Source organism: Streptomyces sp. NPDC002785 (genome assembly GCF_040295565.1).
GTDB lineage: Bacteria > Actinomycetota > Actinomycetes > Streptomycetales > Streptomycetaceae > Streptomyces.
The window spans coordinates 1-12,350 of sequence record NZ_JBEOVN010000209.1 but is presented as its reverse complement, the minus strand read 5'-3'; the positions used below and the strand labels follow the sequence as shown (position 1 = coordinate 12,350).

Genomic DNA, 12,350 nt, shown 5'->3' with positions numbered 1-12,350 from the left:
TTGTCGTCAATCACCAACGCTCCGCGTTGCCTCAATCCTCCGCCTTGCAGCTGCACGCACCCAGCCCCGCTCCTTCTCCCACCCCCCATGTGCCGATCGGTCTTACTCTTGGCGCGTGCCAAAGACGAAAAAGGCGAAGCCGGGCAAAATCACGAAGAAGCAGAAAACGAAGCAGGAGATGCAGCAGCAGGAAGTGAACGGGCCGAACCGGTCCGAAGACGAGACGGGGATCGATTTCGCACGCGCCTGGGTCGAGTTCCCCGACCCCGCGGACGACGAACAGATCTTCCGCTGCGACCTGACCTGGCTGACGTCCAGGTGGACCTGCATCTTCGGCAGTGGCTGCCAGGGCATCCAGGCGGGCCGCGCTGACGACGGATGCTGCACGCTGGGCGCGCACTTCTCGGACGAGGACGACGAGAAGCGGGTGGCAGGCCATGTCGAACGGCTGACCCCCGATCTGTGGCAGTTCCACGATGTAGGCACAGAGACGGGCTGGGTCGAGATCGACGACGACGGGGATCGCCAGACGCGGCGCTGGAAGGGTTCATGCATCTTTCAGAACCGTCCCGGGTTCGCGGGGGGCGCGGGCTGCTCGCTGCACATCCTGGCGCTGCGGGAGGGCAAGGAGCCCCTGGAGACCAAGCCGGACGTCTGCTGGCAGCTGCCGATCCGGCGTACGTACGACTGGATCGACCGGCCCGACGACACACGCGTGCTCCAGGTCTCGATCGGCGAGTACGACCGCAGGGGCTGGGGTCCGGGCGGCCACGATCTGCACTGGTGGTGCACATCGGCGACCTCGGCGCACGGGGCCGGGGAGCCGGTGTACGTGTCGTACCGCCCGGAACTCATCGAGCTGATGGGCAAGAAGGCGTACGACCGGCTGGTCGAGCTGTGCGAGGAGCGCCTGTCCTCGCTGCTGCCGATGGCGCCGCACCCTGCGGATCCGGTCGATCGCGCGTGACGACGTGGCGGCATGACGGCTGAGGCGTGATGGCCCGGTGCCTCCGATGGCTCGGCCGGTCACGTCGTCCGGGGCTGCCGCAGCCCCGGACGGACCGTTTCAGCCCGTCCGGGCAGCAGTGCCCGTACCCGGTTCGGTCGGAGTCGTGGAGTCGGACGGGTCCGGGGACGGCGTCGGACCGGTCGGTGACGGCGTGGGGTCCGTCGGGTCGGGGGTCGGGTCGGTCGGCTGCGTGGGATCCGGTGAGGAGGGGGGCGGATCCGACGGTACGGACGGGCCCGAGGGGGTGGAGGGGTCGGCCGTACCCGGGTGGCCCGGGCCGCCGGGTAAGGGTGCCACCGCCCCGTATCCCCGGATCGCCACGGCCGAATCCGAAGGGGCGAGAGCGATGCGTGCGCTCCAGGGACCGGCGGGTTCCCGCAGGTGGTCCACAAGAACGCGGATCGTGATGCTCTCGCCCGCGGCGAGCGTGCCCGAGGAGCTGCTGAGACGCAGCCAGGACGCATCCGCGCGGGCCGACCAGGCGACGGGTGCGCGGCCCGAGGCGGTCAGGCGGATCAGCGTCGTGCCGCCGGACGAGCGGGCCTCGACGGTGAGCCCGCCGATGCCGCCCCGGCCCGGGCCCGAGCTGATCACCTCGGCCGAGACGTCCGGGGTGTGGCCGTCCTTGAAACGGGCGCCGCGCTGGGGACGGGCGTTGCCCGCGTTCTCGTAACGGCCGTCCGGGGTGCCGGCGAGGTCGTGGCGGACGTCCGTCTCGGTCGCGGTGACCGAGGAGCCGTCGTGGCCCTCTCCGGTCTGCGGCGCTCCGCGGTACGCCGTCCACAGCGCGATCACCGGGGCGGCGACGACCGTCGCCACCACCGTCGTCGTCACGACTCTGGCCCGCAGCCGATCCCGCCGAGCGGCGTGGTCCTTCGGGTCCATGGGGAAGCCCGCCCGGTCGAAGCGCGGGCCGCCGGACCGGTTCCGCTGGGCATGGACCATCGCGACGTACGCGGAGGGCCGTGGCGCCTCGACGACCGGCAGCGCGGCAGCCGGGGTGACGGCCGCACCCGGCCAGGGGCCCTCGGCGCCGACCCGCTCGGCGGCCCGGCGGCAGCGGGGGCAGTCGTCGACATGGCGGACGAGTTCGCGGCGCAGGGTCGCGGAGAGCAGGACGCGGTGGTCGCCGGTGAGCCGGGCGACGGTGGGGCAGCTGCCGCTCTCGACGACGGCGAGGGCTGCGCGGGTGCGTTCCACCTCGCAGGCCGCGGCGGCCAGGAGCTCGCGGGCGGTCGCCGGTTCGAGGCCCAGGACGGAGGCGACGGCGCGCGGGGCGAGGCGGTGGCGCACGGCGAGTTCGAGCGCTTCGCGCTGTTCGGGGGTGGTGCCTGCGGCCTCCGGCCAGGCCAGCTGGGCGAGTTCACGGCGGTGCGCCTCGGCAGCGGCTTCGGATTCGGGGGCGTTGCCCGGCGGGAAGGGGGCGGCGGCAGCGGCCTTCGCGACGACGGCCGGGGGCGTACGGCGGCCCGTGCGCCCCCCCTGGGCGGCCGTCCCGCTCGGCTGCTTGCCCGTAGGCCCTCCCCCCGCCCACTCCGTCTCCTGCTTGGCCGACTGTCTTCCCGACAGCTTCCCGGCATTGTGGCGGTGCGCCTGCCGGCCCTGTTTCTGCTCGGCGAGCTTGCGCAGACACATCCATCTGGCCAGCGCATACAGCCAGGATTTACGTTCCTCCTCACCCTCCGGGCACCGGCCGTCCTGCCGTTCCGCGATCGCGAGCACACCGCCGAGCGCCTCGGTGGCGGCATCGTGGTCGCAGAGCACGGAGAGGCAGTAGGTGAACAGGCCGTCGAGATGCGGCTCGTAACGTGCAGGCGGTCGCCGCGGCGAAGGCTGCGCCGAGGAGTGGGGCGCACGGCGCCGCGCCCGGTGTGCGCCGGTGGTGTGCGTAGGGGGCTCCAGCCTGCTGCTCGTCACCTGGCGACCGTAGGCAGCACGGAGCATGCCTTTAGCGCCTCTTCGGCACTTTTAATCCTTACGGGTGAACGTATCGCTCAAAAGGGGACAGGGATCCCTGGTTTAGGGGACGGAATCCCTGATCCTGACGGAAGCGCCGAGCCGATCCGGGGCCGCCGGCGGCGTGCACCCGCGCCGGGCGTCGTCGGCGGACCGCGCCCGGCGGCATTGTCGGACCCCACCTATACGGTTGCGCCATGGCTGCCCGTACGAAATCCGCGAAGGACCGACCGTCCTACCGCTGCACCGAATGCGGCTGGACGACCGCCAAGTGGCTCGGCCGCTGCCCCGAATGCCAGGCATGGGGGACGGTCGAGGAGTTCGGCGGCGCCCCCGCCGTGCGGACCACCGCGGCCGGCCGGGTCAGTACCGCCGCGCTCCCCATCGGCCAGGTCGACAGCCGGCAGGCCATCGCCCGGTCGACCGGCGTCGGCGAGCTGGACCGGGTGCTCGGCGGCGGTCTCGTGCCGGGTGCCGTCGTGCTGCTCGCGGGCGAGCCGGGCGTCGGGAAGTCGACACTGCTGCTCGATGTGGCCGCCAAGGCGGCGAGCGACGACCATCGCACGCTCTATGTCACCGCCGAGGAGTCCGCGAGCCAGGTGCGCCTGCGCGCCGACCGGATCCGGGCGATCAACGACCATCTGTATCTCGCCGCCGAGACCGACCTGTCCGCGGTCCTCGGCCATCTGGACGCCGTCAAGCCGTCGCTTCTCATCCTCGACTCCGTACAGACCGTCGCCTCGCCCGAGATCGACGGGGCGCCCGGCGGCATGGCACAGGTCCGGGAGGTCGCCGGTGCCCTCATCCGGGCCTCCAAGGAGCGTGGCATGTCGACGCTCCTGGTCGGCCATGTCACCAAGGACGGGGCGATCGCCGGGCCGCGGCTGCTGGAGCATCTCGTCGATGTGGTGCTGTCCTTCGAGGGCGACCGCCATGCCCGCCTGCGGCTCGTGCGGGGCGTCAAGAACAGGTACGGCGCGACCGACGAGGTCGGCTGCTTCGAGCTGCACGACGAGGGCATCACCGGCCTCGCCGACCCGTCCGGGCTGTTCCTCACCCGCCGCGACGAACCCGTGCCCGGCACCTGTCTGACCGTCACCCTGGAGGGCAAGCGCCCGCTCGTCGCCGAGGTGCAGGCACTGACGGTCGATTCCCAGATCCCTTCGCCCCGGCGCACCACCTCGGGTCTGGAGACGTCCCGGGTGTCGATGATGCTGGCCGTACTGGAACAGCGCGGCCGGATCAGCTCGCTCGGAAAGCGGGACATCTACAGCGCGACGGTCGGCGGCGTGAAGCTCTCCGAGCCGGCCGCGGACCTCGCGGTCGCGCTGGCGCTGGCCAGCGCGGCAAGCGACACACCCCTCCCCAAGAACCTGGTGGCGATCGGCGAGGTGGGCCTCGCGGGCGAGGTCAGAAGGGTTACGGGAGTTCAGCGCAGGCTGGCCGAGGCGTACCGTCTGGGCTTCACGCACGCGCTGGTTCCGACCGACCCGGGGAAGGTCCCGGCCGGTATGAAGGTCACGGAAGTCGCCAACATGGGTGATGCACTGAGAGTGCTACCGCGCCGGTCTCGCGCACAGGCCCCACAGGAGGAGAACGCGCGCCGGTAGACTTTGCCCTGGTCTCGCCCGTCCGTACGAACGGTATGAGGGACGTAAGGGCACCGCAAACCTGTGACCGGAGGAGTGCAGTGGCAGCCAGCGACCGGGCAGCATCGCCCGGAAAGTCCGGCCAAGGCACCGGTAACGAGGCGCTGATGCGCGCCTCATTGAGCGCCGTCGCGCCCGGAATGGCGCTGCGGGACGGCCTGGAGCGCATCCTCCGTGGCAACACCGGCGGGCTGATCGTCCTGGGCATGGACAGAACCGTCGAGTCGATGTGCACCGGCGGATTCGTGCTGGACGTGGAGTTCACCGCGACGCGCCTGCGCGAGCTGGCCAAGCTCGACGGGGCGCTGATCCTCGACAAGGACATGACCAAGATCCTGCGGGCCGGTGTGCAGCTGGTCCCGGACGCCTCCATCCCCACCGAGGAGACCGGCACCCGCCACCGCACGGCGGACCGGGTCTCCAAGCAGTGCAACTTCCCGGTCGTCTCGGTCTCGCAGTCGATGCATCTCATCGCGCTGTACGTGGACGGGGAGCGCCGGGTCCTGGAGGAGTCCGCCGCGATCCTCTCCCGCGCCAATCAGGCACTCGCCACCCTGGAGCGGTACAAGCTCCGGCTGGACGAGGTCGCGGGCACCCTCTCGGCGCTGGAGATCGAGGACCTGGTGACGGTCCGCGATGTGACTGCCGTCGCGCAGCGGCTGGAGATGGTCCGCCGGATCGCGACCGAGATCGCGGAGTACGTGGTGGAGCTGGGCACCGACGGCCGGCTTCTCTCGCTCCAGCTCGACGAGTTGATCGCGGGCGTCGAGCCGGAGCGTGAGCTGGTCGTGCGCGACTATGTGCCGGAGCCGACCGCGAAGCGGTCCCGTACAGTCGCCGAAGCACTGACCGAACTCGACGCGCTCTCCCACACCGAACTACTCGAACTCCCGGTCGTGGCACGGGCACTGGGGTACAGCGGCTCGCCGGAGACGCTGGATTCGGCGGTCTCGCCGCGCGGCTTCCGGCTGCTGGCGAAGGTGCCGCGGCTGCCCGGGGCGATCATCGACCGGCTGGTGGAGCACTTCGGCGGTCTGCAGAAGCTCCTTGCCGCCAGCGTGGACGACCTTCAGACGGTGGACGGGGTCGGCGAGGCCCGGGCGAGGAGCGTGCGCGAGGGGCTGTCGCGACTGGCCGAGTCGTCGATTCTCGAGCGGTACGTGTAACGGTAGGCGCAGGAGACACAGGCGGTGTCGGGGCCCGGGAGACCGGGCCCCGACGTGCTTTCCAGCGCTCGGTCTCGCGGGTTCTCAGCCCATTTCTCAGTCCTTCGCGAGGACGAACGAGGCGCGCTGCACCGGCTCGCCCGGTGCCTTCGCCTCGACCAGGTACGTACCGGGCACCGCGGTGCCCGTGGGCGGCGTCGCGCACTGCGGGGTGCTCTTCTTGCGGTCCCACTCCATGGTGTGGACGATGGCCGAGCCCGCCGGGACCTTCAGCAGCAGGCTGCCCGCGTTGCGCGGGCAGTCCTTGGAGGACCACACCCGACTGTCGTCGCCACCGGCCTCGGTGATGGTGAACACCGCACTCTTCGGCCCGAAGTCGGCCTTGCAGGTGGTGGACGAGGTGTTCTTGGCGACCAACCGGAACTTCGGCTTCTCGCCGGGGCTGTAGCTGAGTTCGGTGCTCAGGCTCAACCGCAGTGCGCCGACGGCGCAGTCGGGGAGCGAGGAGCCTGCCGGGACCTGCTGTCCGGTCGTCGCGCCATCACCGCTCGCGCCGCCGGCTCCGGTGCCCGACCCGCTGCCGGTGTCCGTGCCGCTGCCACCGTTTCCGCCGTCGCTCGCGCCGCCGTCGGAGCCCTCGCCCGTACCGCTGTTGTCTCCGCCGCCGCTACCGGAGTCGCCCGACTCGTCGCGCCCGCCCGGCTGTTCAGTGATGGCCGGCCCGGACGGGGAGGGGCCGGGGGTGATCGAGCGCGCGGGACCCGATTTGCCGGACCGGGAGTCGTCCGTGTTCCCCTTGCCGCCGCCGGAGGTGACGCCCCACACGATCAGCAACGCGAGCAGCGCAACCAGCGCCGCCGCTACGGCCCTCCGTCGCCAGTAGATGGTGGAGGGAAGCGGCCCGATCGGATTACGCAAAGATCCCACGGCGCAAACTGTACGAGAGATCGGCGCCGACTCCCGCCCCACCCGCCGCCCGGCCCTCAAGTTTTACGGATCATCATCTCGGGACGGCCTGCTCCGGCCCTGCACTTCCGTCGAGTTGGGCCCTGGGAAGGCCGAAGGTGACCACCCGGTTTTGTTGACTACCCTCTGTGACATGGATAGTTCATCTACTGCCCCGCTCTACCGGGACATCACCGACTTCGCGCATGACATGCCGTCATGGGTGCAACACCTGGCCGAGATATGGACGGAGCTCGGACTCCTGGTCTTCGGCGCCCTGTTCATCACCGGGTGGTGGCGTGCCCGACAGGCGGACGACCGCGCCCTGGCGCTGGCGGTCCTCGCGCCCCTTGCGACGGCCTTCGCCTATGTGGGCAGCGAGGTACTCAAGTCCGTGGTGGACGAGGAGCGCCCGTGCCGGACGGTCGTGGGGGCGGCGGCCTCGCTGGTGTCGTGTCCGCCGACGGGCGACTGGTCGTTCCCCAGCAACCACTCCGCGATCGCCGGCGCGGCAGCCATCGCCCTGGCGATCGCCCGGCCGCGGCTGGCCTGGCTCACCGTGCCGCTGGCCCTGCTGATGGCCTTCTCCCGGGTCTTCGTCGGGGTGCACTACCCGCATGACGTGGCGGTCGGTCTGCTGCTGGGTGCGGTGGTGGCCGCCGTGGCGGTCGCCGTGCTGTACCGCCCGGCACAGTCGCTCGTCCGGACGGTGCGGGGCAGCAGGGCGCCGCTGGCCGTCTGGGCGTCGGGCCCGGGGGCGGCGAGGGCGACGGCGACGGCCGGACGGTCCCGGCGGCGGCGCAAACGGCACTGACGGCCCGGGGGGAGTCTCCTTGGGCCGGTTGCCGGATATCGCGGGGACAGACGGGTGGCAATATCACCCCAAGAGCCCTCAGGAGGAGCGACACCACCGTGCGCGGAGCCATTGTCTGCCCTTCCGTGTCAGGATCGGCGATGCGATGACTGCCATGACTGCGACACAGACGCCCCCCGCCTCCCTCCACGCTCCCGTCATCGGGTGGTTCGAACAGCACGCCCGCGATCTGCCCTGGCGCCGCCCCGAAGCGGGCGCCTGGGGTGTGATGGTGAGCGAGTTCATGCTGCAGCAAACCCCCGTCAGCCGGGTCCTCCCGGTGTACGAACAGTGGCTGGCCCGCTGGCCGCGCCCGGCCGATCTGGCCGCCGAGCCGCCCGGTGAGGCGGTCCGCGCCTGGGGCCGGCTCGGCTACCCGCGCCGGGCGCTCCGGCTGCACGGGGCCGCACAGGCAATAACTGAACGGCACGGCGGCGACGTACCGAGCGAGCACGGTCAGCTGCTCGCACTGCCCGGGATCGGCGAGTACACCGCGGCGGCCGTGGCCTCGTTCGCGTACGGACAGCGGCATGCCGTACTCGACACGAACGTCCGCCGGGTGTTCGCCCGGGCCGCGACCGGCATCCAGTACCCGCCGAACGCGACCACCGCCGCCGAACGCAAGCTCGCCCGGGCTCTGCTCCCCGAGGAGGACGAACGGGCCGCCCGCTGGGCCGCCGCGACGATGGAGCTCGGCGCCCTCGTCTGCACCGCCAAGAACGAGGACTGCACACGGTGCCCGATCGCCGGGCAGTGCGCCTGGCGACTGGCCGGGAAGCCCGCCCACCAGGGGCCCCCGCGGCGCGGTCAGACGTACGCCGGCACGGACCGGCAGGTGCGCGGACGGCTGCTCGCCGTGCTGCGCGAGGCCGTGGCGCCGGTGCCGCAGTCGGCACTGGACGCGGTGTGGGACGAACCGGTGCAGCGAGCCCGCGCGCTGGACGGCCTGGTCGCGGACGGCCTGGTCGAGCCGCTGGCCGACGGCCAGTACCGGCTGCCGCTGAGCTGAAGGTCCCTGCCGCCCTCTCCCCCCGCTGTTACACAACCGATGGACAGCCGTGCGTCAGCGTATGGCTGCTCCGCACAGCCCCGTGACAACAGCTCCGTAGCGTCAGCGAAGTCAGCCCGACCATCGATGGGCGGCGGCGGTTCTACGGGGTTCTACGGGGACGGAGGCGGTTGGAATGGCGCAGGGCGAGGTGCTCGAATTCGAGGAGTACGTACGCACTCGGCAGGAGGCACTGCTGCGCAGTGCACGCCGACTGGTTCCCGACCCCGTGGATGCGCAGGACCTGCTGCAGACCGCCCTGGTCCGTACGTACGGCCGCTGGGACGGCATCGCCGACAAGTCCCTCGCCGACGCCTATCTGCGCCGCGTCATGATCAACACCCGTACCGAGTGGTGGCGGGCCCGCAAGCTGGACGAGGTCCCCACCGAGCAGCTGCCCGACGCGAGCGTCGAGGACGGCACCGAGCAGCGCGCCGACCGCGCCCTGCTGATGGATGTGCTGGGCGTACTGGCTCCCAAACAGCGCAGCGTCGTCGTGCTGCGACACTGGGAGCAGATGAGTACGGAGGAGACGGCTGCGGCGCTCGGCATGTCGGCCGGTACGGTGAAGAGCACCCTGCACCGTGCGCTGGCGCGACTGCGCCAGGAGCTGGAGAGCCGTGAGGCAGCGAGCAGGGAGGCCCGGCTCCAGGAGGAGCGGGGTCTGACGGCGGCCGACCGCGCTCCGGCCGTCGGCGCTCCGGTGAGTGCGCGGGCAACGGCGCACGTACGGGCGCAGACGGGCAGGCGTATGGACGAACGGGGGCGGAAGCGGTGCGCGGCCTGACAGCCAGCGGTGACAGCGGCAACAGCAACGGCGACGGTGACCACGGCAGCGCAGGAGACGATGGTGGCCGCGGAGCCGCCGTCAGACGTGGCCGGGTCCCGCTCCACTGGGTGGCGAGCACCACGACCCTGGTCGGGCTCGCCGCTTTCGGGCTGCTCACCGTCGGCTGCTCCACCGGCGGCACCGGCACCCGGGACGAGGGCCCGGCAGGCACCCAGCCGGTCGCCCAGGTCACACCGAGCGCCGATGCGCCGTCCACGGCGAAGCCGACGCCCCGGATCGATCCGGTGGCGCTGCTCAAGCGGGACCCCAAGATCAGCGAGCGGGTCAGGACGGATCTGAAGCCCTGCAGCGGCTCCGAGTACCCGGTGGACACCTCGTACGGCACCATGACCGGGGGCCCCTCGGCCGACGTCGTGGTGAACGTGATGACCTGCGGCGATTCGGTGGGCGTCGGCACCTATGTGTACCGCCAGCGGGGCAACGGGACGTACAAGAACGTGTTCGCCATCGAACAGCCCGCGGTGTACGGCACCATCGACCGCGGTGATCTGGTGGTGACGGCCCAGGTGTACGGGAAGAAGGACTCGGTCGCGTACCCCTCCGGCGAGGAAGTGATCACCTACCGCTGGGCGGACAACCGGTTCAGCGAGCACGACCGAGTGCACAACGACTTCAACCGAGCCGTCGGAAACGGAGAAGCCGGTCTTCCGGAATCCGCTGATCCGGCGGGGAACTGAGAGCAGTCCGATGGCCGAGACCCACGTCCTGTTCGTCGAGGACGACGACGTCATCCGCGAGGCCACCCAGCTGGCGCTGGAGCGCGACGGCTTCGCGGTCACCGCGATGCCGGACGGACTGTCGGGTCTCGATGCGTTCCGGGCCGACCGTCCCGACATCGCCCTGCTCGATGTGATGGTGCCGGGGCTTGACGGGGTCAGCCTCTGCCGTCGTATCCGCGACGAGTCGACGGTCCCGGTGATCATGCTGTCGGCCCGGGCCGACTCGATCGATGTGGTGCTCGGCCTGGAGGCCGGCGCCGACGACTACGTCACCAAGCCCTTCGACGGGGCGGTCCTGGTCGCCAGGATCCGTGCCGTGCTGCGCCGCTTCGGGCATGCGTCGGGCGGGCAGCCGGGCCACAGGGAGCCTGAGACGCAGCCCGACGGCGGGCTGCTGGTCTTCGGCGATCTGGAGGTCGACACCGAGGGCATGGCGGTCCACCGGTGCGGCCGGCAGGTGGCACTGACCCCGACCGAGATGCGGCTGCTGCTGGAGTTCTCCGCAGCGCCCGGCACGGTGCTCTCCCGCGACAAGCTCCTGGAGCGGGTCTGGGACTACGGGTGGGGCGGTGACACCCGGGTCGTGGACGTCCATGTGCAGCGGCTGCGCACAAAGATCGGCCAGGACCGGATCGAGACGGTCCGCGGCTTCGGCTACAAACTCAGGCCATGAAGCGGTTCGCCCTGCGGACGGGTGTCCGCTGGAAGATCAGCATCGCGATCGCGGCAGTCGGCGCGCTGACCGCGGTCGCGCTCAGCTTCGTCGTCCACAACGCCGCCCGGGTCTCGATGCTGGAGAACGCGCGCGAGGTGCAGCTGGAGCGGCTCACGTACGCGCAGCTGCTGTACGAGGCGAAGAAGACGCAGAAGGACGACCCCCGGTTCGGCGCCAAGCTCAACGACCCGGCGATGCCGCGCAGCCTGCGCGCGCAGACCAACAAGAACCGGCGCGCCACGCATGTCCAGGAGACCAGGAACGGAGTGCCCGATGTGTGGGCGGCCGTGCCGCTCCGCAACGGCGATGTGCTCTCTCTGCACACCCGTTTCGCCGACCGCAGCGCCACGATCATGGGCGATCTCGACCGGGCGCTCATCATCGGCTCGGTTTCGGTGGTGTTCGGCGGCTGTGCGCTGGGCGTGCTCATCGGCGGGCAGCTGTCGCGCCGGCTGCGCAAGGCGGCGGCCGCGGCGGGCAGGGTCGCACAGGGCAATACGGATGTACGCGTCAGGGAGGCCGTCGGCGGTGTCGTCCAGGACGAGACCGATGAGCTGGCCCGCGCGGTGGACGCGCTGACGGACGCGTTGAACGAACGCATCGAGGCGGAGCGCCGGGTCACCGCGGACATCGCGCACGAGCTGCGTACCCCGGTGACGGGTCTGCTGACGGCGGCCGAGCTGCTTCCGCCGGGCCGCCCCACCGAGCTCGTACGGGACCGGGCGCAGGCGATGCGCACCCTGGTCGAGGATGTGCTGGAGGTGGCCAGGCTGGACAGTGCGTCGGAGCGGGCCGAGCTGCAGGAGATCGCGCTGGGTGAGTTCGTCAGCCGACGGGTCGCGCTGCTGGACCCGGATGTGCGGGTGCAGGTCGTCCACGAGTCCTGGGTCAGCACCGATCCGCGCCGGCTGGAGCGGATCCTCGGCAATCTGCTGGGGAACGCCGCCAAGCACGGTGCCACTCCGGTGGAGGTCACGGTCGAGGGCCGAGTGGTGCGGATCCGCGATCACGGTTCCGGGTTCCCGGCGGCGCTGCTGCGTGAGGGCCCGAGCCGGTTCCGTACCGGAAGCAGCGACCGGGCCGGACACGGACACGGTCTGGGGCTGACGATCGCGGCCGGTCAGGCGCGGGTCCTCGGGGCCCGGCTGACCTTCCGCAACGCGGCGCCCCAAGGGGCGGCGCAGGGCGCGGGCGGGGCGATCGCCGTGCTGTGGCTACCCGAGCACGCACCGACGAACACCGGCAGCTTCCCGATTCTGCGCCTGCCCGAACAGCGCACGCCGGGCAGCGGCGACGAGGAGAGCGCGGAGTCCGGCCGCAGGCAGTCCGGCGGCTGAACCGGATACGGGAGAGGCTCCCGGGGCGCGCGCCCCGGGGGCCGCACCGGAAGCCGGCTACAACCCCTTAGGGCTGGGGGGGGGCGCGCGGACGCCGCAGGTA

Annotated in this window: 11 protein-coding genes; 9 read left to right on the top strand and 2 right to left on the bottom strand. The window is 71.4% G+C overall.

Annotation, left to right across the window (positions count from 1 at the left end; all coding sequences use genetic code 11):
• Nucleotides 1-115: 115 nt before the first annotated feature.
• Nucleotides 116-967, top strand: a complete 852-nt coding sequence (locus tag ABTZ94_RS31830; protein WP_351205987.1) for a DUF3109 family protein — start codon at nt 116-118, stop codon at nt 965-967.
• A 99-nt stretch (nt 968-1,066) separates the two neighbouring features.
• On the opposite strand, the gene ABTZ94_RS31825 is transcribed toward ABTZ94_RS31830, so the two are convergent.
• The gene (locus ABTZ94_RS31825) at nt 1,067-2,926 is read right to left on the bottom strand and encodes a BACON domain-containing protein (protein ID WP_502967346.1); all 1,860 of its coding nucleotides are present in this window, start codon (nt 2,924-2,926) and stop codon (nt 1,067-1,069) included.
• A 236-nt stretch (nt 2,927-3,162) separates the two neighbouring features.
• Here ABTZ94_RS31825 and radA point away from each other — a divergent pair, with 236 nt between their 5' ends.
• Nucleotides 3,163-4,575 carry a DNA repair protein RadA gene (gene radA, locus ABTZ94_RS31820; RefSeq protein ID WP_351205983.1) on the top strand — a complete coding sequence of 471 codons (1,413 nt, stop codon included), beginning with the start codon at nt 3,163-3,165 and terminating at the stop codon, nt 4,573-4,575.
• Nucleotides 4,576-4,655: 80 nt separating this feature from the next.
• Nucleotides 4,656-5,780 carry a DNA integrity scanning diadenylate cyclase DisA gene (gene disA / locus ABTZ94_RS31815; protein WP_351205981.1) on the top strand — a complete coding sequence of 375 codons (1,125 nt, stop codon included), beginning with the start codon at nt 4,656-4,658 and terminating at the stop codon, nt 5,778-5,780.
• 96 nt (nt 5,781-5,876) lie between these two features.
• Here disA and ABTZ94_RS31810 read toward each other — a convergent pair whose 3' ends face one another.
• Entirely contained in the window at nt 5,877-6,707 is an 831-nt protein-coding gene (locus ABTZ94_RS31810) for a hypothetical protein (protein WP_351205979.1), read from the bottom strand.
• 172 nt (nt 6,708-6,879) lie between these two features.
• Between ABTZ94_RS31810 and ABTZ94_RS31805 the strand changes: the two genes are divergently transcribed.
• From ABTZ94_RS31805 to cseC, 6 genes are all read left to right on the top strand, one after another.
• Nucleotides 6,880-7,539 (top strand): phosphatase PAP2 family protein, encoded by a 660-nt coding sequence (locus ABTZ94_RS31805; protein ID WP_351205977.1) that lies wholly within the window; start codon nt 6,880-6,882, stop codon nt 7,537-7,539.
• A 145-nt stretch (nt 7,540-7,684) separates the two neighbouring features.
• Nucleotides 7,685-8,587: an HhH-GPD family protein gene (locus ABTZ94_RS31800; protein WP_351205975.1), complete on the top strand. Its 903-nt coding sequence runs from the start codon at nt 7,685-7,687 to the stop codon at nt 8,585-8,587.
• A gap of 175 nt (nt 8,588-8,762) precedes the next feature.
• Nucleotides 8,763-9,413, top strand: a complete 651-nt coding sequence (locus tag ABTZ94_RS31795; protein WP_351205973.1) for a SigE family RNA polymerase sigma factor — start codon at nt 8,763-8,765, stop codon at nt 9,411-9,413.
• The gene (locus ABTZ94_RS31790) at nt 9,401-10,153 is read left to right on the top strand and encodes a hypothetical protein (protein WP_502967345.1); all 753 of its coding nucleotides are present in this window, start codon (nt 9,401-9,403) and stop codon (nt 10,151-10,153) included. The genes ABTZ94_RS31795 and ABTZ94_RS31790 overlap by 13 nt, the downstream gene beginning before the upstream one ends.
• A 10-nt stretch (nt 10,154-10,163) precedes the next feature.
• A complete protein-coding gene (gene cseB / locus ABTZ94_RS31785; RefSeq protein ID WP_351205971.1) occupies nt 10,164-10,868 on the top strand; it encodes a two-component system response regulator CseB in 705 nt (234 codons plus the stop codon).
• The gene (gene cseC, locus ABTZ94_RS31780) at nt 10,865-12,247 is read left to right on the top strand and encodes a two-component system sensor histidine kinase CseC (RefSeq protein ID WP_351205969.1); all 1,383 of its coding nucleotides are present in this window, start codon (nt 10,865-10,867) and stop codon (nt 12,245-12,247) included. The genes cseB and cseC overlap by 4 nt, the downstream gene beginning before the upstream one ends.
• Nucleotides 12,248-12,350: the final 103 nt, after the last annotated feature.

Coding starts and splice junctions, on each gene's coding strand:
- ABTZ94_RS31795 (WP_351205973.1), top strand. CDS start 8,763: ATGGCGCAGGGCGAGGTGCTCGAATTCGAGGAGTACGTACGCACTCGG.
- ABTZ94_RS31805 (WP_351205977.1), top strand. CDS start 6,880: ATGGATAGTTCATCTACTGCCCCGCTCTACCGGGACATCACCGACTTC.
- cseC (WP_351205969.1), top strand. CDS start 10,865: ATGAAGCGGTTCGCCCTGCGGACGGGTGTCCGCTGGAAGATCAGCATC.
- cseB (WP_351205971.1), top strand. CDS start 10,164: ATGGCCGAGACCCACGTCCTGTTCGTCGAGGACGACGACGTCATCCGC.
- radA (WP_351205983.1), top strand. CDS start 3,163: ATGGCTGCCCGTACGAAATCCGCGAAGGACCGACCGTCCTACCGCTGC.
- ABTZ94_RS31800 (WP_351205975.1), top strand. CDS start 7,685: ATGACTGCCATGACTGCGACACAGACGCCCCCCGCCTCCCTCCACGCT.